Genomic DNA, 22,534 nt, shown 5'->3' on the forward strand with positions numbered 1-22,534 from the left:
CCGCGACGCGGTGGCCGCCGCGGCCGGCGACCCGGAGCGCCTGCGCGACGCGCTCGACACGCTCGACGCGACCTTCACCGAGCTGACCGGGCAACCGCCGCGCCGCCGCGCCGGCCAGATGTACGCGGGCCGCACCCTCTGCTACGAGGACACCAGCCGGGACCTCGACGTGGTCTTCGGCAAACCCCTGCTGGACCGGATCGCCGCCCCGCTCGCGGTGCTGCTCCAGGCGGCCCGTTGGCTGGTCGACGCGCTGGAGCGGGCGTACGACGCGGTCTTCCGGGAGCTGCACGACGAGCTGCGCGCGGAGGCGGGCGGCGCCCCGGTGGCCCTGTCCGACCTGTGGTTCCTGGCCCAGGGCCTGTTCTGGGGCGAGGGCACCCGCCCGGTGGACGCGGTCGCCGCCGAGTTCGCCGACCGCTGGGCGGGACTGTTCGGCTTCGCCGCGCTGCCGCCCGGTACGACCGAGGTCCGGCTGCCGGTGGCCGACCTGGCCGCCCGGGTCGCCGAGGTCTTCCCGGCCGCGCGCCCGGCCTGGCCCAACGCCCGGCTGCACAGCCCCGATCTGCAGATCTGCGCCGCCGACGCGGAGGCGCTGGCGCGCGGCGACTACACGGTGGTCCTCGGCGAGCTGCACGCCGCCTGGGCGTCCTTCGACTGCCAGGTCTTCACCCCCTCGCACCCCGACGTGGGGCGGCTGCGCGACGCGCTGGTCGAGGACCTCGGCGAGCGGCGGATCCGGCTGCTCCTCCCGACCGACTGGCCCCGGCGTACCAGCCGGGTCGCCGAGGCGCTGGCCGGGCCCACCGACCGGCAGCTCGCCTTCGCGCCGGCGCCCGGCGCCGACCCGGACCGGGTGCTGCCGACCGTCGACCTGACCGTCACCGACTCCGACGGCCGGCTCTTCGTCACCGCGCCGGACGGGCAGCGCTGGACGCTGACCGACGTCTTCTCCCCGCTGCTCAGCGCCCACGCCGTCGACGGGTTCAAGCTGGTCGCCGCCGCGCCGTACACGCCCCGCGTCACGGTCGGCGAGCTGGTGGTGGCGCGGCAGACGTGGCGCACGACGGTCGGCGCCAGCGGGCTCGCCGGGGTCACCGGGGAGCGGGAACGGTTCCTGGCGGTCCGGGACTGGCGCCGCCGCCTCGGCCTGCCCGAGCAGGTGTACATCAAGCTCGGCACCGAGACCAAGCCCTGCTTCGTGGACCTGAGCAGCGTGGCGTTCAGCAACATGCTGTGCGCGATGGTGCGGGCCGGCCGCACCGACGGCGGCGACGACGCCTCGCTGGTGGTCAGCGAGATGCTGCCCACGGTCGAGGACGCCTGGGTGCCCGACGCGGCCGGCCGGCGCTACTTCAGCGAGCTGCGCCTGCACATCGTGGACGCCGACGACCGGGAGGACCGTCGATGAGCGAGCGTCAGCGGGTGAGCCACCGGATCCCCCTCGGCGACACCGGCTGGTCCGTGTGGCGCGACGTCCTCCTGCGTACCGCCGGCTTCCCGGCGGCCGGGCTGGCCGCCTTCGCCGCGCCGGAGGCGGCGGCCGCCGCGGACGCCCTGCTCGCCGGCGAGGACGTCGCCGAGCTGTTCGACAAGGCCTTCGCGGCGGCACTGGTCGACGGCTCCGGCCAGGCCGACGAGATCGCCGCCGATCTGCTGCTGCGCGAGGCGGTGACCTGGCAGAACCCGGGGATGCTGGTCGCGCTGGACGGCCTGTTGCGTACCGACCCGACGGTGCGCAACAAGCCGCGGCGCAAGCGTGAACTGGCCCTCCTGCGCTACTGGCAGCGCTACTGCGGCAAGGCCGAGACGATCGGATTCTTCGGCCCGGTCTGCTGGGGCCGGCTCGATCCGGACGAGCCGGCCACCCGGCTGCGGCCCGGTCCGGCGCTGGTGTCCCGGCGCCAGGTCCACTTCGAGGCGTGGGCGCTGATCGCCTACGCCGACCGGCTCGCCGACGACCTGGCCGTGCGCCGCTGGTGGGCGCCGGCGCTGCCGCCGCACCTGAGCCTGGCCGGCAGGCGGGTCAGCCGGCCGCTGCTGCCGCCGACCGAGGTGACCGTCGCGGAGGCCCGGCTGCTGGCCGCCTGCGACGGGCGTACCCCCGCGGTGACCCTGGTCGAGCGGCTGCTGGCTGGCGGGGAGACCGGGCTGCGCAGCGCCGACGACGCCTACCTGCTGCTCGACCGGCTGGTCGAGCGGAGCCTGCTGACCTGGGATGCCGGCCTGCCGGTCAGCCCGGCGGCCGAGCGGGTGCTCGCCGAGCGCATCGACGCCATCGGCGACGCGCCCGTCCGCGCCGCGGCGGCGGCCGCGTTCGACCGGCTGCGCGCCGCCCGCGACGCGGTGGCCGCCGCGGCCGGCGACCCGGAGCGGCTCGGCGCCGCGTTCGCCGCGCTGAGCGCCGAGTTCACCGCCGTCACCGGCCGGGCCGCCACCCGCCGGGCCGGGCAGATGTACGCCGGCCGCACGGTGCTCTACGAGGAGACCGCCCGGGACCTGGACTTCACGGTCGGCTCCCGGGTGCTGGACGCGCTGGCCGAGCCGCTGGCGATCGTGCTGACGGCCGCGCGGTGGCTGACCGCCGAGGTCGGCGCCGCCGGGGAGCGGCTCTTCGCGGAGCTGCACGCCGAGCTGCGCGCCGACGGGCCGGTGCGGCTGGCCGACGTCTGGACCCTGGCCCAGGGCCTGCTGCTCGCCCCGGACGGCCCGATCGCGCGGGCCGGCGCCGGGCTCACCGCCCGCTGGGCGGAGCTCATCGGCCTGGACGCGGTGGCCGACGGGCAGACCGAGCTGCGGCTGCGCGCCGCCGACCTGGCCGAGCGGGCCCGCGTCCTGTTCGCCGCCGACCGCCCGGGCTGGCCGTCCGCCCGCATCCACAGCCCCGACGTGCAGGTCGCCGCAGCCGGGCTGGACGCCCTCAACCGGGGCGAATTCCTGCTCGTCCTCGGCGAGCTGCACCCGGCGTACGTGCCGTTCGACAGCGTGGTGTTCACCCCCTTCCACGCCGACCAGCCGGCGCTGCGGGCCGCGCTCGACGCCGAGCTCGGCCCGGCCCGGGCCCGGGTGCTCTATCCGGAGAGCTTCCCGCGGATGACGACCCGCATCACGCACGCCCTCAACGGCCCCGAGGACCGCCAGTTCGGCATCGACACCGCCCGCGGCGCCGACGTCGACCGGCTGGTCCGCTCCACCGAGGCACTGGTGGAGAACGAGGGCGACCAGTGGCTCGCGGTGCTGCCCGACGGCACCCGCTGGCCGCTGATGGAGATCTTCGCCAACCTGCTCGGCGCGATGCTGCTGGACAGCTTCAAGCTCCTCGCGCCGGCGGCGCACACGCCCCGGATCACCATCGACCGGCTGGTCGTGGCCCGGCGGACCTGGCGGACGACGGTGGCGGAGACCGGCCTGGCCGGCGTCACCGGCGAGGCCGAGCGGTTCCTCGCCGTGCGCCGGTGGCGGGCGCGTGTCGGGCTGCCCGACCGGGTCTTCGTCAAGATCGGCACCGAGGTCAAGCCCTGTTACGTCGACCTCACCGCCCCGCTGCACGCCCAGTCGCTCTGCGCCATGGTCGACGCCGCCGCGAAGAGCGGCCCCGACGTCACCGTGACGGTCAGCGAGCTGCTGCCGGACCCGGCGGACGCCTGGGTGACCGACGCGCGGGGGCGCGGCTACGTCAGCGAGCTGCGGCTGCAGATCACCGATCCAGTGAGCTACCGGGGAGAGAACGGGTGACCGACATCCTGTCCATCAGTGCCGCCCACGGCGAGACCCTGCCGTGGCCGGACGCGACCCTGGCCGAGCTGATCGCCGCCCAGGCCGCCCGCACCCCCGACGCGGTCGCGGTGCGCCAGTGGGACACCCGCCTCACCTACGCCGAGCTGCTGGGGCGGGCGGCCGGGGTGGCCGCGGCGCTGCGCGACCGCGGCGTCGGCCGGCAGAGCCGGGTCGGCGTCTGCGGGGCCCGCACCCCCGACCTCGTGGCGACCGTGCTGGGCGTGCTGCTCGCCGGCGGTTGCTACGTGCCGCTGGAGCCGGGCGGTCCCCGCCGGCGGCTGCGCGAGATCGCCGCCGACGCGGGGATCACCGTGGTGGTCGGCGACGCCGCCGTGACCGAGTTCGGCGACGTGCCGGGCGTCGAGGCGCTCGGCCTGCCCGGGCCGGCGCCGCTGGCCGCCTGCCCCGCCCGACCCGGCGACCCCGCGTACGTGCTGTTCACCTCCGGCTCCACCGGCCGGCCCAAGGGGGTGCTCACCACCCACCGCAACGTGGTCGAGTTCGTCACCGGCTGCGCCGCGATGACCGGCGCGGACGCGGGCGTGCGCAGCCTCGGCATCGCCTCGCTCGGCTTCGACGCGGCCACCATGGACCTCTTCGTCCCGCTGCTGCTCGGCGGCGCCGTCCAGCTCCTCGGCGCCGACGACCGGGCCGATCCGGTCCGGCTGGCCCGGTTCATCGCCGCGCACGAGGTGAACTGGGGCTTCATCACGCCGACCGTGCTGTCCATGCTCGACCCGGCCGAGCTGCCGGCCTGGCGGGTGGTGCTCTGCGGCGGCGAGGCGGTGCCGGCCGAGCTGGCCGCGCGCTGGGCCCCCGGGCGGCTCTTCCTCAACGGGTACGGCCCCACCGAGACGACCGTGCTCGCGGTCAGCGGCGAGCTGACCGCCGCCGAGACCGACCCGGTGCCGATCGGCCGTCCGCTGCCCAACCACCGCGCGTACGTCGTCGACGCCGAGCTGCGTCCGGTGCCCCCGGGCGAGGCCGGCGAGCTGCTGATCGGCGGCCCGGGCCTGGCCGACGGCTACCTCAACCGGCCCGGCCTGACCGCCGAGCGGTTCGTCCCCGACCCGTTCGGCGACCCGGGGGAGCGGCTCTACCGCACCGGGGACCTGGTCCGGCAGGACCCGGACGGCCGGATCGTCTACCTGGGCCGGCTCGACCGGCAGGTGAAGGTCCGGGGCCAGCGCATCGAGCTGGGCGAGGTCGAGGCCGTGCTGGCCGGCCTGCCCGGCGTGCGGCAGGTCGCCGTGGAGGCGGTCCCCGGCCCCGCCGGCACCGAGCTGGTCGCCTTCCTCACCCCGGCCGACGCCCCCGACGACGAGCGGCTGCGGGAGTACGCCCTGCCCCGGCTGACCGCCGCGATGCTGCCGGCCCGGGTGGTGCGCCGCGACGACCTGCCGATCAGCCCGACCACCGGGAAACTGGACCGCCCGGCGCTGCGGGCACTGGCCGCCACGACCCCCGCCCCCGTTCCCGCCGGCCCGGTCGACGCCGACGAGCCGCTCGCGGCGGCGGTGGCCCGGATCTGGGGCCGGCTGCTCGGCGCCACCCCCACCCCGGAGACCGACTTCCTCGCCGCCGGCGGCAACTCCATCGCGGCGATGCGCCTGGTCGCCGCCCTCCGGGCCGAGCTGGGCCGGCACGTCGACACCCGCGACGTGTTCACCGGCCGGACCCTGGCCGGCCTGGTCGAGCGGATCACCGCCGCCGCCCCGGCCGACGCCGACGGGCTGACCACCGGCAACCCGCCGACCCTCTCCCCGCCGCAGCGTCGGCTCTGGTTCGTCGACCAGCTCGCCCCCTCCAGCGCGCCCTACAACATCGCGGTGGCGCACCGGCTGCGCGGCCCCCTCGACACGACCGCCCTCGGCGCGGCGCTGCGGGCGGTCGTCGAGCGGCACGACGTGCTGCGCTGGCGGATCCCGCAGACCGCCGGCGTGCCGTACGCGGTCTGCGAGGAACCGACCGACGTGGCCGTGCCGGTGGTCGACCTGACCGGCAGCGCCGACGCCGAGGCGGAGCTGGCCGGGATGCTCGCCGCCGGTGCGGCGCACTCCTTCGACCTGGCCACCGGACCGCCCTGGCAGGTGACCGTCTACCGGCTCGGGCCGGACGAGCACGTCCTGGCGGTCACACTGCACCACGCGGTCTTCGACGGCTGGTCCGAGAAGCTGCTCTACGACGACCTGGCGGCGGCGTACGACCGGGCGCTGCTGGGCGGCGACCCGAGGCTGCCCGCGCTGCCCGCCACGTACGCCGACTACGCCGTCTGGCGGGCCGAGCGGGACCGGCGGCGCGGCGCGGCCGACCTGGACTGGTGGGTGGCGCACCTGCGCGACGTGCCGACGGTGCTGGAGCTGCCCCGCGACCGGCCCCGGCCGGCGGTGGCCACCTACGCCGGCGCCGAGGCGGCGGTGCGGCTGCCCGAGGCGTGCGACCGGGGGGTGCGGGAGCTGGCCGAGGGGCGCGGCACCACCGTGGCGGCGGTGCTGCTGGCCGGCTTCGGCGAGCTGCTGCGCCGGCTCACCGGCCGCGCCGACCACGTGGTCGGCGCGATCGTCGCCGACCGCCGGCTGGCCGCCTTCGACGAGGTGGTGGGCTTCTTCATCGACACGGTGCCCGTGCGGGTACGCGGCGGCGGGGCCAGCTTCGCCGAGCTGGTCGACCGGTGCGCGGGCGAGCTGCACGACGCGACCGCCCATCCGGGAGCGCCGCTGGAGCGGATCGTCGAGGCGCTCGGCGTGGGCCGGGACACCTCCCGCGCGCCGCTGGTGCAGGTGCTGTTCAACGTGCTCAACTTCGCCCCGCCCCGGCTGGCGCTCACCGGCCTGGACGGCGAGCCGGTCGCGGTGCCCAAGCCCGGCTCGCCGTTCGACATCACCGTCTACGTGGTGGAGCGGGCCGGCCGCTGCGGCGTCGAGGTGGTCTACAACCCCGACCTGTTCGACGCCGGGCGGATCGGGGACCTGCTGGCCGACCTGGTCGCCCTCGTCGGCGCGCTGGTCGCCGCGCCGGACGTCCCGGCCGACCGGGTGGCCGCCGAGCTGCCCCGGCCGACCGTGGCCACGCCCCAGCTCGGCGCCATGACCGTCGCCGCCGGCGAGGCCCCGCGCGCCGTCCTGCCGGCCGGGCCGGACGGGCTGACCGACACCGAGGAGCTGATCGCCGGGATCTGGCGCGAGGTCCTCGAACGCGACCAGGTCGGCGTGACCGACAACTTCTTCGACATCGGCGGGCACTCCCTGGCGCTGGCCGCCGTGCACGCCCGGCTCACCGCCGCCACCGGCCGGTCGATCAAGATGCTCGACCTCTTCCGCCACCCCACCGTCCGGGCGCTCGCCGTCAGCCTCGACGGCGCCGCCGACCGGCCGGAGCTGGCCCGCGCCGCGCTGCGCGCCGCAGCCCGACGTAGCCGTACCCGCCGCAACCCACCCCGCCGCCCCGGCGGCACCGCGTGACGAAGGACAGCCTGATGAGCAACCCGACCGCAACCGACCTGCCCGAGGGCGACGGCATCGAGCCGATCGCCATCATCGGGCTGGCCGCCCGCCTGCCCGGCGCGGCCGACGTGAACGAGTTCTGGCGCAACCTGGTCGACGGGGTCGAGTCGGTCACCGAACTGACCCGCGAGGAGCAGATTGCCCGCGGCGCCACCGTCGAGGAGGTCGACGACCCGGGCTGGGTCAACCGTGCCCCGCTCGTGGACGGCTACGACGAGTTCGACGCCAACCTGTTCGGGATGACCGCCCGCGAGGCCGAGATCACCGACCCGCAGCACCGGCTGTTCCTGGAGTCCTGCTACACCGCGTTGCAGGACGCCGGCTACGACCCGACCCGCTACGACGGCTCGGTCGGCGTGTACGCCGGCACCGGCGGGAACACCTACCTGCACCGCTTCGTGCTGCGCAACAAGCGGGTCGGCGGCAACCCGCACGGCACCGTCTCGCTGGCCACCGGCAACTCGCCGAACTACGTGGCCACCAACGTGTCGTACCGGCTCGACCTGCGCGGGCCGAGCCTGACCGTGCACACCGCCTGCTCCACCTCGCTGGTCGCGTTCCACCTGGCCTGCGAGGCGCTGCGCAACGGCGAGTGCGACATGGCCCTCGCGGGCGGCGTCAACATCGAGCTGCCGCACGTCGGCTACCTCGGCATGGAAGGCTTCACCTCGCCCGACGGCCGGTGCCGCCCGTTCGACGCGGACGCGAACGGCACCGTCTGGGGCAGCGGCGTGGGCGTGACCCTGCTCAAGCGGCTCTCCGACGCGGTCGCCGACGGCGACGCGATCCGCGCCGTGGTGCTGGGCAACGCGATCAACAACGACGGCGCCGGCAAGGTCGGCTTCACCGCCCCCAGCGTCGACGGGCAGATGGAGGCGGTCGCCCAGGCCGTCGCGATGGCCGACGTCGACCCGCGCACCATCAGCTACGTCGAGGCGCACGGCACCGGCACCGCGATGGGCGACCCGATCGAGATCGCCGCGCTCTCGGCCGTCTACACCAAGGACACCGACGAGCGGGGCTGGTGCGGCATCGGCTCGGTGAAGTCCAACATCGGCCACCTCAGCCAGCCCTCCGGCATCGTCAGCGTCATCAAGACGGTGCTCGCGATGGAGCACGGGCTGATCCCGCCGACCATCAACTACGAGACGCCGAACCCGGCGATCGAGTTCGCCGACACCCCGTTCTACGTGGCGAACACCCTGACCAAGTGGGACACCGACGGCACGCCCCGCCGCGCCGGGGTCAGCTCGTTCGGCATCGGCGGCACCAACGCCCACGTGGTGCTGGAGGAGGCGCCGGCGGCGTACCGGGAGCGGCGGGTCCGCCCCGCCCAGCTGCTGCACGTCTCGGCGAAGACCGCCGGCGCGCTGGACACGGCCGTGCAGCGGCTCGCCGCGCACCTGGAGTCCGCCACGGACCGGGGGCCGGAGCACCTCGCCGACGTCGCGCACACCCTGCGCGTCGGCCGGCAGGAATACCCGCACCGCGTCGCCGTGGTCGCCACCGACCTGCCCGACGCGGTCGCCGCACTGCGCACCAAGCGCCGCCGGCAGGCCGGCGTGGTGGAGGGCCCGGCGCCCCGGCCGGCGTTCCTCTTCTCCGGCCAGGGCTCCCAGTACGCCGGCATGGGCGCGCAGCTCTACGCCGAGGAGCCGGGCTTCGCCGCGGTGGTCGACGAGTGCGCCGAGCTGCTCCGCCCCGAGCTGGGCCTCGACATCCGCGACCTGATCCTCGGCCGCGACCCCGAGGCGGGGGAGCGGCTCACCGAGACCCGCTACACCCAGCCCGCCCTCTTCGTCGTCGAGTACGCCCTGGCCGTGCTGTGGCAGTCCGCCGGCGTACGGCCGGCCGCGATGATCGGCCACTCGATCGGCGAGTACGTCGCCGCGACGGTGGCCGGGGTGCTGAGCCTGCCGGACGCCCTGCGGGTGGTCGCCGCCCGGGGTCGGCTCATGCAGTCCGTCGCGCCGGGGTCGATGCTCGCCGTGCCGCTGGACGAGTCGGTCGTCGCCGAGCGGCTGCCGGACGGGGTGGCGATCGCCACCGTCAACGGCCCGGGCACCTGCGTGGTGGCGGGCCCGGGCGACGCGGTCGCCGCGTTCGCCGAGACGCTCGAGGTGAAGACGAAGGCGCTGCGCACCTCGCACGCCTTCCACTCGCCCATGATGGAGCCGATCCTGGCCGAGTTCACCGCCCTGATGGGCACGGTGCCGCTGCGACCGCCGGCCGTGCCGTTCCTGTCCAACGTGACCGGCACCTGGATCACCGCCGAGCAGGCCACCGACCCGGCGTACTGGGCGGCGCACCTGCGCCAGCCGGTCCGCTTCGGCGCCTGCGTGGCGACCCTGCTCGCCGAGGGCACCTGGTCGCTGGTGGAGTGCGGCCCGGGGCGGCAGCTGGCGAACCTGGCCCGGATGCAGGTGGCCAAGGCGTCCGAGGCGCAGCGCAAGCTCGTCCCGCTGGGCAGCCTGCCCGGCCCGGGCGAGCCCACCGGCGACCTCGCCACCCTGCTCGGCACGGCCGCGGCGCTCTGGTGCGCCGGCACCGCGGTGCGGCTGGGCTCCGACCCGGACGCGCGGCGGGTGCCGCTGCCGACGTACCCCTTCGAGCGGCGCCGCTACTGGGTCGACCCGGACCCGGTCCAGCAGGGCGCCGCCGCGCCGGTCGAGACCGGCCCCCGGCCCCTGCCGGAGTGGTTCGCGGTGCCGGTGTGGCGGCAGGCGGCCCCCGAGCCGCGCACCGCGCCGCTGGGCCGCTGCCTGGTCCTCGCCGACGGCCCGCGCGGCGACGCGCTGGTCGCGGCGCTGCGGGCCGCCGGTGAGCAGCCGCTGACGGTACGCCCCGGCGACGGCTTCGCCGCCGACGGCGACGGCTGGCGGCTGCGTCCCGGCGTCCGGGACGACTACGACGCGCTGGTGGCCGCCCTCGCCGCGGACGGCGTGCCGGCCCGGCTGGTGCACGCGTTCGCCCTCGACGGCGAGCCGACCGGCGCCGACATCGCGGCCACCTGGGCCGCCCAGGACCGGGGCTTCTTCAGCGCGCTGCACCTGGTGCAGGCACTGGCGGGCGCCGGCCTGACCGCCGAGGAGGGTGCGTTCACCCTCGACCTCGTCACCGCCGGCATCGGCGACGTGACCGGCGCCGACCTGACCCGGCCCGAGCACGCCACCCTCGCCGGCCTGGCCCGGGTGCTCCCCGCCGAGGTGCCCGGCCTGACCGTCCGGCTGCTCGACGCCGGCCCCGCCGACGCCGGGGAGCGGGCCCTCGTGGCCGAGCTGCGCCGCCCGGTCGACCCGGAGCGGCCCGAGGTGACGCTGCGCGGCGGACGCCGCTGGGTGACCGGCTACGAGCAGGTCACCGTCGACGGCGAGGGCGAGCCGGGGACGCTGCGCGAGGGCGGCCGGTACGTCATCACCGGCGGCCTCGGCGGCATCGGCGTCACCCTCGCCGAGGACTTCGCCACCCGGGCGCGGGCGAAGCTGGTGCTGCTGGCCCGCTCGGGGCTGCCCGCCCGCGAGGAGTGGGACGACCACCTGGCCGTGCACGGCGGCGACCGGGCCGGCCGGGCGATCGCCGCGATCCGCCGGATGGAGGCGGCCGGCGCCGAGGTGCTGGTGCTCGCCGCCGACGTGACCGACCCCGCCGACCTGACCCGGGTGCGCGCCGAGGCCGAGCGGGCGTACGGCGGGATCGACGGCATCGTGCACGCGGCCGGCCTGCCCGGCGGCGGCATGGCCGAGATCAAGGACCGGGCCGAGGCGGAACGGGTGCTCGCCCCGAAGCTCGCCGGCACCCTCGCCCTGGCCCGGGTCTTCGGCGACCTGCCGCTGGACTTCGTGGTGCTCTGCTCCTCGATCACCGCTGTGATCGGCGGCTTCGGCCAGGTCGACTACTGCGCGGCGAACAACTTCCTCGACGCGTACGCCCGCGCCGGGGCGGGCTTCGCCGCGCCGGTGGTGTCGCAGAACTGGGGCGGCTGGGCCGAGGTGGGCATGGCCGTGGAGACCAACTCCCCGGCCGGCTTCCGGGCCGCCGGGCGGGACACCGTCACCACCCCGGTCGACCACCCGGTGCTCACCACGAAGGTCGCCGGCGCGGACGGGACCGTGCTGCACGGCCTGGTCTCCGCCACCAGCCACTGGCTGCTCGACGAGCACCGCATCGGCGGGGTGCCCGTCGTGCCGGGCACCGCCCACCTGGAGTGTGTGCGGGCGGCGGTCACGGCCGCGCTGCCGGCCCCCGCCGGGGACGCCGCCGTGGAGCTGCGCGACGTCGTCTTCCTGGAGCCGTTCTCGGTGCCGGACGGCACCGTCGCCCAGTACCGGGTGGAGCTGACCCCCACCGACGACGGCGTCGACTTCGCCGTGCGTAGCCTGGCCGCCGGCCAGACGCGCACCCACGTGCGCGGCGCGGCGGGCTGGACGGTCGAGCCGGCCCCGCCGGCGCGGCAGCCGGCCGTGGCGGGCCGCCGCGTCGACGACGACGCGTCGTTCGGCCGGGGCCGCACCAGCATGCTCGCCTTCGGGCCGCGCTGGGCCGCGCTGCGCGAGCACCACCTCGGCGACGGCGAGGAACTGGCCCACGTCGAGGCCCCCGCCGAGGCGCTCGGGGACCTGCCGTCGTGGGGCCTGCACCCGGCGCTGCTGGACGTGGCGACGGCGTTCGGTCGCGGCCAGGGCTCCGGCACCTACCTGCCGCTGTCGTACGGGCGGATCGTGGTGCGCGGGCCGCTGCCGGCGCGGTTCTCCAGCCACCTGCGGCACCGCGACAGCGCCACCGACGAGGTGGTCGCCGCCGACCTGTCGATGCGCGACGCCGACGGCCGGGAACTCGTGACCGTCAGCGACTTCGTGCTGCGGCGGGTCGACCAGGGCGCCGTGACCGGCGGGCTGGCGGCCGCGCCGGAGGCGGGGTCGGCGACCCCCGCGGGACCGACGGAGGACATCCGGCCGGTGGACGGGGCGGAGGCGTTCCGGCGCAGCCTCGCCGCCGGGCTGGGCGCCCAGGTCGTGATCACCACCCGGACGGTGGCGGACATCCGCGACCGCGCCGGCCGGGTGACCACCGGGAGCCTGGAGGGCGAGCCGGAGCCGACGACCTCCGCGCCGGCCGGCACCGGCGGCGGCTCGGCCGCGCCGAGCACCGAGCTGGAGATGACCATCGCCCGGGTCTGGCAGGACGGGCTCGGCGTCGCCGACGTCGGCGTCGACGACGACTTCTTCGCCCTCGGCGGCAACTCGCTGGTCGCGGTGCAGCTGATCGCCGCGATGCGCAAGGCCACCGGGGTGCGACTGCCGATGCGCAGCCTCTTCGAGACGCCGACCGTGGCCGGGCTCGCCGCCCGGATCGAGGAACTGCGCGCCACCGCCGTACCGACCGACGAGCCGGCCGCGCCGGCCACCATCCCCGCCATCCCGCGGCTGCCCCGCGCATGACGGCGAGCGACAACAGGAGTGAGGAAGCAATGAGCGACACGATCGCCACGCTGCCGGTGGTCGTCGAGAGCGACGGCCGGGAGCTGACCGAGCTGATCAGCGCCCGCCGCGCGGAACTGCGCGCGAGCCTGGCGGCGCACGGCGGGCTGCTGTTCCGCGGCTTCGACGTCGGCGGCGTCGAGGGCTTCGACCGGGTGGTGCGGGCGCTGTCCGGCGAACCGCTGGTCTACACCGAGCGGTCGTCGCCCCGGCACGCCATCGCCGGGCGGGTCTACACCTCGACCGACTACCCGCCGGACGAGGAGATCTTCCTGCACAACGAGAACTCGTACCAGGCCCGCTGGCCGCTGACGCTGTTCTTCTACTGCATCACCCCGCCCGAGACGCGGGGCGCGACCCCGCTCGCCGACGTGCGCCGGGTGTACGAGCTGATCGACCCGGCGGTCCGCGAGGAGTTCGTCCGGCGCCGCTGGATGCTGGTGCGCAACTTCCACGGCGACTTCGGCACCCCGTGGCAGCACGTGTTCAACACCGACGACCGCGCCGAGGTCGAGGCGTACGCGGCGGCGAACCGGATCGAGCTGGAGTGGCGGGGCTCCGACGGGCTGCGCACCCGGGCGGTGCGGGACGTCGTGCACCACCGGCCCGGCTCGGACACCCCCCGCTGGTTCAACCACGCCACGTTCTTCCACCTGAGCACCCTGCCGAAGGACTACCAGGAGGGGCTGCTGGCCATGTTCGGCCCCGAGGGGCTGCCGTCGAACACCTACTACGGCGACGGCGGCGAGATCCCCGCCGACGTGATGGACCACCTGCGGGCCGCGTACCGGGCGGCCAGCGTCCGCTTCGACTACCAGCGCGACGACGTGCTGGTGGTCGACAACATGACCGCCGCGCACGGGCGGGAGCCGTTCACCGGCCCCCGCAAGATCGCCGTCGCGATGGCCGAACCGCACACCCCCGAGAGCGCTGGAGAGAAGTGATGGCCGAAACCCGATTCCTGGTCGTCCGCAACGACGAGGAGCAGTACTCGATCTGGGCGGCCGACCGCGACCTCCCGGCGGGCTGGCACGAGGCCGGCTTCGCCGGCACCCGCGAGGAGTGCCTCGCCCACGTCGACGCCGTCTGGACGGACATGCGTCCGCGTTCCGTGCGGGAGGCCGCCTCATGAGCACCGCCAAGGAGTGGACCTTCCCGGCCTCCTACGCCCAGGAGCGGGTGTGGATGGCCAACCAGCTCGACACCGGCTCGCCCGTCTACAACGTCTCCAACCCGTGGCGCTTCCCGGTGGGGATCACCCCGGAGCAGGCCAACGACGTGTTCGGTCGGATCGTCGCCCGGCACGAGTCGCTGCGCACCCACCTGCGGTCCGACGACGGCACCCTCACCCAGGTGGTGCGCGCCGCCGAGCCGGTCGCGCTTCCGGTCGACGACCTGCGCGACCTCGCCGGCCCGGAGCGCGACAGGAGGGTGACGGAGCTGCTGGACGAGCTGGGCCGCACGCCGATCCCGCTGGACGCCCCGCCGCTGTGGCGGGCCCGGCTGCTCCGGGTCGCCGACGACCAGGTCGTCCTGCTGTTCGTGGTGCACCACGCCGTCTTCGACAGCCACTCCGCGGTGCTGTTCACCGAGGAGCTGGCCGCGTTCGGCCGGGCCGCGCTGACCGGCGCGCCGGCCGACGTGCCCGAGCTGCCCATCCAGTACGCCGACTTCGCCGTCTGGCAGCGCGAGCAGCTCACCGGGGCGGAGCTGGAGCGGCAGCTCGCCTTCTGGCGCGACCACCTGGTCGGCGCGCCGCCGGCGACGGCCCTGCCGCTGGACCGGCCCCGGCCGGCGCAGCTCGGCTTCGCCGGTGACGAGGTGCGCTTCGACCTGCCCGACGGGCTGCTCGACCGGGTCGGTGAGGTCGCCGCCGACGCCGCCGCCACCCCGTACATGGTGCTGCTCGCCGCGTTCACCGCGCTGCTGTCCCGGCTCTCCGGCGACGACGACGTGGTGGTGGGCGTCTCCACCGCCGGCCGGGACACCGCCGAGCTGGCCCCGCTGGTCGGCATGTTCGTCAACCCGGTCGCGCTGCGCTGCGACCTGACCGGCGACCCCACCTTCGCCGAGCTGCTCGGCCGGGTGCGCGGCGGACTGGTCGACGCGATGGAGCACGGCTCCACCCCGTTCCAGAAGATCGTCGAGGCGGTCGCGCCGCAGCGGGACCCGTCGGTGCAGCCGATCTTCCAGACCGCGCTGAACTACATCCCGGGCTCCGGGCTCGACCCGGTGGAGCTCGGCACCACCAAGGACGACCTGGCCTTCGACATCACCACGGAGACCAGCCGGCTGGTCTACCGCACGGAGCTGTTCGAGCGGTCCACGGCCGAGGCGGTGGTCGCCCGCTACGTCCGGCTGCTCGCCGCCGCCGTCGCCGACCCGGCCCAGCGGATCTCCGCGCTGCCGCTGCTCGACGACGCCGAGCGGGAACTGGTCCTGTCGACGTGGAACGCCACCGACCGCGACGTGCCGGCGGCCACCCTGGTCGCCGAGTTCGAGCGGCAGGCGGCGGCCACCCCCGGCGCCACCGCCCTCGTGCGCGACGGGGCCACCCTGACGTACGCCGAGCTGAACGCCGCCGCGAACCGGCTCGCCCGCACGCTCGTCGCGCGGGGCGCCGGACCGGAGACCCGGGTCGCGCTGGCCCTGCCCCGCTCCGTGGAGCTGGTGGTGGCGATCCTGGCGGTGCTCAAGTCCGGCGCCGCGTACGTGCCGGTCGACACCGGCTACCCGGCCGGTCGGATCGCCTACCTGCTGGCGGACTCCGAGCCGGCGCTGGTGCTCGCCACGCCGGAGACCGCCGGGCTGGTCCCCGACGGCGCGCTGGTGCTCGACGGCCCGCTCGACGGGGACGACGCCGACCTGGCCGACGCCGACCGCCTCGCCCCGCTGCGCCCCGAGCACCCCGCGTACGTGCTCTACACCTCCGGCTCCACGGGCCGGCCGAAGGGCGTGGTGGTGGAGCACCGGGCGGTCGCGGCCTACCTGGCCTGGGCCCGGGACACCTACCCGGGGCTGGCCGGCACGGCGTTGCTGCACTCGCCGGTGTCGTTCGACCTGACCGTCACCGGCCTGCTCGGCCCGCTCACCGCCGGCGGCGCCGTCCGGCTCGCCGCCGTCGACGAGGCCGCGGCCCGCGTCGGCGACCGCCCGGCGTTCCTGAAGGCCACCCCGAGCCACCTGCCGCTGCTCGACGCCGAGCTGTCGCCGACGACCGACCTGGTCATCGGCGGCGAGGCGCTCACCGCCGAGCAGCTCGCCGACTGGCGCGCCGCCCACCCCGGCGTCGCCGTGATCAACGAGTACGGCCCGACGGAGGCGACCGTCGGCTGCGTGGCCGCCCGCGTCGCGCCCGGCGAGGAGCTGCCGGCCGGCGCGGTGTCGATCGGCCGGCCCACCTGGAACACCCGGGTCTACCTGCTCGACGCCGCGCTGAACCCGGTCCCGCCGGGCGTGGCCGGTGAGCTGTACGTCGCCGGTGACCAGCTCGCCCGGGGCTACCTGCGCCGGCCCGGCCTCACCGCCGAGCGCTTCCTGCCGTGCCCGTACGGGCCGCCGGGGCAGCGGATGTACCGCACCGGCGACCTGGCCCGCTGGCGGGCCGACGGCACGCTGGACTACCTCGGCCGCCGCGACAGCCAGGTCAAGATCCGCGGCATGCGGATCGAGCTGGGCGAGATCGAGTCGACCCTGCGCGCCCGGCCGGACGTCCGCGAGGCCGCCGTCGTGGTGCGCGCCGACTCCGGCGAGCCGACCCTGGTCGGCTACGTCGTCGGCACGGCCGACGAGGCGGCGCTCGCGGCCGACCTGGCCCGGGAGCTGCCGGCGCACCTGGTGCCGGCGGCGTTCGTCCGCCTCGACGCGCTGCCGCTGACCCCGAACGGCAAGCTGGACGCCGCGGCGCTGCCCGCCCCGGCCGCCGCACCGGCCGTCGACGCGTTCGTCGCCCCGCGCAGCGACGCCGAGGCGCTGGTCGCCGAGGTGTACGCCGAGATCCTCCAGGTGGACAAGGTCGGCGCGCTGGACGACTTCTTCGCCCTGGGCGGCAACTCGCTGCGGGGCATGCGGGCGATGGCCCGGATCCGGGCCGAGGTCGACGTCGACCTGCCGATGCGGGCGCTGTTCAGCACCCCGGTGGTGGCCGACCTGGCCGCCCAGATCGAGCAGCGGATCGCCGCCGAACTCGACGAGCTCTCCGAAACCGAGGTCGCCGCGCTGCTCGCGGCGGAGAAGGACACTCCCTGATGACCGACCTGAAGGATCCGGCCCGGGAGGCGGCCCGGCAGGCGCTGATCGCGCAGCGCCTGCGCAAGCGGCAGGCCGCCGCCCCCACCGCCAGGATCGCCCCGCGTCCGCCGGACGCCGAGGTGCCGCTGTCGTACGCCCAGGAGCGGGTCTGGTTCATGGACCAGCTCGCTCCGGGCGAGGCGGCGTACCACATCGCGGTGCCGCTGCGGGTGCGCGGGCCGCTCGACGTCGCGGCGCTGCGCGCCGCGCTGGCCGGGCTGACCCGCCGGCACGAGTCGCTGCGCACCCGGTTCCCGGCGGACGCCGACGGCCGCCCGACCGTGGTGGTCGCGGACTCCGTCGAGGTGCCGCTGACCATCGTGGACGCCCCCGACGAGGCCGCCGCGCAGGCGCTGGTGGACGCCGCCGCCGTCGAACCGTTCGACCTGGCGCGGGGTCCGCTGCTGCGCGCCCTGCTGATCCGGCTGTCCGCCGAGGACCACGTGCTGTTCCTCGGCAAGCACCACATCGTGGGCGACGGCTGGTCGGTCGACGTGCTGCTGCGCGACCTGATCACCCTCTACCACGGCGGGGACCTGCCCGCCCTGCCCGTCCAGTACGGCGACTTCGCCCACTGGGAGGCCCGGGAGCTGGACGGGCCGGCCGCGCAGGGGCACGTGGAGTGGTGGAAGCGGCGGCTGGCCGGGATCACCCCGCTGGAGCTGCCGCTGGACCTGCCCCGGCCGGCCACCCAGACCTACGCCGGCGATTTCGTCGAGTTCCGGCTCGACCGGGCCGCCGCCGACGGGCTCGCGGCGCTCACCCGCTCCTACGGCGGCACCCTGTTCATGACGCTGCTGGCGGCGTACCAGGTGCTGCTGGCCCGGCACGCCGGGCAGGACGACTTCGCCGTCGGGGCGTCGGTGGCCGGCCGCTCCGCGCCGGAGCTGGAGAACATCGTCGGCATGTTCATCAACATGCTGCCGCTGCGGGCCGAGCTGGCCGGCGACCCCACCTTCGCCGAGCTGCTGGAGCGCACCCGGCGCAGCGTGCTGGACGGGCTGGAGCACGGCGAGGTGCCGTTCGCCAGGGTGGTGCACGAGCTGGGCCTGCCCCGCGACGTGAGCCGCTCCCCGGTGTTCCAGGCGATGTTCGTGCTGCAGAACTACGAGATCGGCCGGTTCAACGAGGTCTCCGACGCCACCGACGTCACCTTCGACTGGACGCCGATGGAGCTGCGGGCCACCCGGTTCGACTTCGAGTTCCACGCCGTGGAGACCCTCGACGGGCTCTACGGCAAGCTCGTGTTCAACACCGACCTGTTCACCCGGGACACGGTGGAGCGGATGGCGGGGCGGTTCACCACCCTGCTGCGCGCGGCGGTGGCGACCCCCGACACCCCGATCTCCGCGCTGGGCCTGCTCCCGGCCGACGAGCGGGCGCTGCTGGCGGGCTGGAACGACACCGGCGCGGACTTCCCCGACGCGCAGACGCTGCACGGGCCGATCGAGGAGCGGGCCGCCCGCACCCCCGACGCCGTGGCCGTCACCTTCGAGGGCCGCGCCGTCACGTACGCCGAGCTGAACGCCGCCGCCAACCGGATCGCGCACCGGCTGCGCGCCGCCGGCGTGGGCCCGGAGACCCTGGTCGGGGTCTGCGCGGAGCGCTCGGTGGAGCTGGTCGCGGGGCTGCTCGGCGTGCTCAAGGCCGGCGGGGCCTACCTGCCGCTGGATCCCGAGTACCCGGCCGACCGGCTGGCCTTCATGGTCACCGACGCGGCCGCCCCCGTGGTGCTGGTCCAGGAGCACCTGCGCGACGTGCTGCCGGACACCGGCGCCACCGTCCTCGCCCTCGACGACGAGCGCGTCTGGGCGGACCAGCCGGCGGACGACCCGGCGCCGACGGCCGGCCCGGGACACCTGGCGTACGTCATCTACACCTCGGGCTCCACCGGCCGGCCGAAGGGGGTGCCGAACACCCACCGGGGCATCGTCAACCGGCTCGACTGGATGCAGAAGACCTACGGCCTCGGCGCCGACGACGCGGTGCTGCAGAAGACCCCGGCCAGCTTCGACGTCTCCGTCTGGGAGTTCTTCTGGCCGCTGCGCGAGGGCGCCCGGCTGGTGCTCGCGAAGCCCGGCGGGCACAAGGACGCCGGCTACCTGCGCGACCTGCTGGTCGCCGAGCGGGTGACCACCGCCCACTTCGTCCCGTCGATGCTGACCGTCTTCCTCGCCGAGGAGGGCGTCGAGGCGGCGACGGCGCTGCGCCGGGTGATCTGCTCGGGCGAGGAGCTGCCGCTGGCCTCGGCGGTGGACTTCACCGCCCGGCTGCCGTGGTGCGGGCTGCACAACCTGTACGGCCCGACCGAGGCGGCCATCGACGTCAGCTCCTGGCACTGCGACCCGGCCCTGCTGGCCGGGCTGACCAGCGTGCCGATCGGCGCGCCGATCGCCAACCTGCGGCTGCACGTGCTCGACGAGCGCGGCGCCGAGTGCCCGGTCGGGGTGGCCGGCGAGCTGCACATCGGCGGCGTCGGGCTGGCCCGCGGCTACCACCGCCGGCCGGCGCTGACCGCCGAGCGGTTCGTGCCGGACCCGTTCTCCGGCGAGCCGGGCGCCCGGCTCTACCGCACCGGCGACCTCGCCCGCTGGCGGCCCGCGCCGGGCGGCGCCGGCGGGGTCATCGAGTTCCTCGGCCGCATCGACCACCAGGTGAAGCTGCGGGGCCTGCGCATCGAGCTGGGCGAGATCGAGAGCGCTCTGCGCGAGCAGCCGGAGGTGGCCGAGGCGGCGGTGATCGTCCGCGAGGACAGCCCCGGCGACAAGCGGCTGACCGCGTACGTGGTCGGCGGGGCGGAGCACGCGGCGCTGAAGTCGGCGCTGAAGGAGACGCTGCCGGAATACATGGTGCCGAGCGCGTTCGTCACGCTCGACGCGCTGCCGCTGTCGCCGAACGGCAAGCTCGACCGCCGGGCGCTGCCCGCGCCGGTGGTCACCCGCGAGGCGTCGGTGGCGCTGGTGGAGCCGCGCGACGACACCGAGCGGCTGCTGGCCGGGATCTGGTCGGAGGTGCTCGGCGTCGACACGCTCGGCATCGACGACGACTTCTTCGACCTCGGCGGGCACTCGATGCTCGCCACCCAGGTCGTGGCGAAGGTCCGCAAGGCGGAGCACGGCGGCCGGCCGGTCGGCGTGATGGACCTGTTCCAGCAGCGCACCATCCGCGAGCTGGCCGCGTTCATGTCCGGCGCGGGTGAGGCGGAGGGCCCGCGCCGGCTGCTCTACGAGCTGACCAAGCCGATCCCGGCGGGCAAGCGGGTGCTCTCGTACGTCTGCGTCCCGTACGGCGGCGGCAGCGCGATCGTCTACCAGCCGCTGGCCGACGCGCTGCCGGCCGGGCACGCGCTCTGGTCGCTGGCGATCCCCGGGCACGACGTCGGCCTCAGCGAGGACGGCCTGCCCTTCGACGAGCTGACCAGCCGGGTCGCCGAGGAGATCCTGGAACGCGTCGAGGGGCCGATCGCCCTGTACGGCCACTGCGGTGTCGGCAGCGCGATCGTCGCCGAGGTGGCCCGCAAGGTCGAGGCGGCCGGGCGGGACCTGGAGGCGCTCTACATCGGGGCGATGTTCCCGTTCGCCCGGCCGAAGGGCGCGTTCGCCGCCATGCGCAACCGCCTGGAGCAGCTGCGCAGCAACCGGCACTACGCGAGCTGGCTCAAGTCGATGGGCGTCGACACCGACGAGCTGGACCCGGAGCAGGCGGACCGCATCATCAGCAACATGCGGGCCGACTCGCGGGCCTCGGAGGAGTACTTCACCGGCCTGCTGGACCGGCGGGCGGCCAAGCTGCGCGCGCCGATCATCTCGGTGGTCGGCTCGGAGGACCCGGTCACCGACTACCACACCGAGCGGTACGCCGAGTGGCAGTTCCTCAGCGACACCCTCGGCCTGGTGGTGCTCGACCAGGCCGGGCACTTCTTCCTCAAGTACCGCGCCGAGGAACTGGCCGAGATCGTCACCGGGGTGCACCCGGCGGTGGTGGCCGGGGACGTCTCGGCCCTCACCCCGGCGGCCCGGGGCGAGGACGCCGGCTGGTGGGTCGCCGACCACCAGCGGGTCGGCGGCGACGACCGGCCGGAGAAGGCGGTGGTCAAGCCGTCCATGGCGAGGTTCGTGGCGGTCACCACCGGGCAGCTCGTCTCCACCACCGGGTCGGCGCTGACCGCGTTCGCCCTGCCGATCTGGCTGTTCACGCAGACCGGCTCGGTGGCGAACCTGGGGCTGCTCTGGGCGCTCGCCCTGATCTGCGGCGTGCTGATGCTGCCGATCGCCGGGGCGATCACCGACCGGGTCAGCCGCCGGAAGATCATGATGATCGCCAGCAGCAGCGCCGGCTCGATCCAGCTGGTGCTGGCCGCGCTGCTCTGGACCGACAACCTCCAGCTGTGGAACATCTACGTGCTGGTGGCGTTGAGCCAGGTCGCCGGCTCGTTCCAACGCATCGCGTTCCAGTCGGCGGTGCCGCAGCTCGTGCCGAAGCGCTACCTCGGCCACGCGATGGGCATCACGCAGCTCACCAACGGCTTCGCCATGCTGCTGATGCCGGTCTTCGCCGCCGGCCTGCTCGCCGCCATCGAACTCAAGGGCATCCTGCTCATCGACGTGGCGAGCTACGTGGTGGCGGTACTGACCCTGGCCGTGGTCCGCTTCCCCGACCTGCTCGGGTGGCGGCCCAAGGAGCGGCTGCTGGTGGCCATCGCCAACGGCATGCGCTACTCCTGGCAGCACCGGGGCTTCCGGTTGATGCTCGGCTACTTCGCGCTGGGCAACATCTTCCTGGCGCCCGCCCTGGTGCTCACCACGCCGCTGGTGCTCTCCTTCGGCACCGCGACGCAGGTGGCCCAGGTGGCCCTGGCCGAGGCGCTCGGCGCGGTCGCCGGCGGCGTGCTCATGTCGCTGTGGGGCGGTCCCCGGCACCGCCGGATGATCGGCGTGCTGGTCGGCAACCTCGGCACGGCGGTGGGCTGCGTGCTGATCGGCCTGGACGCCTCGGTGGCGATGATCTGCGTCGGCGCGTTCTGGCTGGCGATGGCGATGACCACGGCGCAGTCGATCTACGCCACCATCGTGCAGGTCAAGGTGCCGCAGCGCTTCCACGGCCGGGTGTTCAGCCTCAACCAGACCATCTCCTGGTCGACCCTGCCGATCGGGTTCGCGCTGATCGCCCCGGGCGCGACCGCCCTGTTCGAGCCCATGCTCGCCCCGGGCGGGTCGCTCGCCGGGTCGGTGGGCGCGGTGATCGGCACCGGGCCGGGCCGCGGCATCGGCTTCGCGTACGTCTGCTTCGGCGCGGCGCTGGTGCTGATCACCCTCGGCGGCTTCGCGATCCGGCTGCTGCGCCGGTTCGACCTCGAGGTGCCGGACTCCCTGCCCGACGACCTGATCGGCGCGCAGGAGCGGGAGAAGCGCCTGGCCGCCCGCGCCGCCGAGCGCGAGGGGGAGAAGGCGCCGGTCGCGGCGTGACACGCGGGGCCTCCGGCGCGCG

8 protein-coding genes are annotated in these 22,534 nt (G+C 75.6%); all 8 read left to right on the top strand.

The genetic code is table 11. The annotated features are described in order from the left end of the window. Positions 1-1,411 (top strand): lantibiotic dehydratase (locus ACWENR_RS09285; RefSeq protein ID WP_452276527.1); only part of this gene is annotated, 1,411 nt, incomplete at its 5' end. Next, positions 1,408-3,735 carry a lantibiotic dehydratase gene (locus tag ACWENR_RS09290; protein ID WP_452276528.1) on the top strand — a complete coding sequence of 776 codons (2,328 nt, stop codon included), beginning with the start codon at positions 1,408-1,410 and terminating at the stop codon, positions 3,733-3,735. The genes ACWENR_RS09285 and ACWENR_RS09290, both read left to right, overlap by 4 nt. Continuing rightward, complete coding sequence (locus ACWENR_RS09295; RefSeq protein WP_452276529.1) at positions 3,732-7,238, top strand: amino acid adenylation domain-containing protein; 3,507 nt, start codon at positions 3,732-3,734, stop codon at positions 7,236-7,238. The genes ACWENR_RS09290 and ACWENR_RS09295 overlap by 4 nt, the downstream gene beginning before the upstream one ends. A gap of 14 nt (positions 7,239-7,252) precedes the next feature. Next, a complete protein-coding gene (locus ACWENR_RS09300; protein ID WP_452276530.1) occupies positions 7,253-12,718 on the top strand; it encodes a type I polyketide synthase in 5,466 nt (1,821 codons plus the stop codon). Positions 12,719-12,747: 29 nt separating this feature from the next. After that, complete coding sequence (locus tag ACWENR_RS09305) at positions 12,748-13,701, top strand: TauD/TfdA family dioxygenase (RefSeq protein ID WP_452276531.1); 954 nt, start codon at positions 12,748-12,750, stop codon at positions 13,699-13,701. After that, a complete protein-coding gene (locus ACWENR_RS09310; protein ID WP_452276532.1) occupies positions 13,701-13,889 on the top strand; it encodes an MbtH family protein in 189 nt (62 codons plus the stop codon). Before ACWENR_RS09305 ends, ACWENR_RS09310 begins: the two co-directional genes overlap by 1 nt. Beyond that, on the top strand, positions 13,886-17,005 hold the full coding sequence (locus ACWENR_RS09315) for a non-ribosomal peptide synthetase (RefSeq protein ID WP_452276533.1): 3,120 nt from the start codon (positions 13,886-13,888) through the stop codon (positions 17,003-17,005). The genes ACWENR_RS09310 and ACWENR_RS09315 overlap by 4 nt, the downstream gene beginning before the upstream one ends. Then, entirely contained in the window at positions 17,005-22,512 is a 5,508-nt protein-coding gene (locus ACWENR_RS09320; protein WP_452276534.1) for an amino acid adenylation domain-containing protein, read from the top strand. Before ACWENR_RS09315 ends, ACWENR_RS09320 begins: the two co-directional genes overlap by 1 nt. The last annotated feature ends 22 nt before the right edge of the window (positions 22,513-22,534 follow it).

The organism is Micromonospora sp. NPDC004336 (assembly GCF_053602615.1).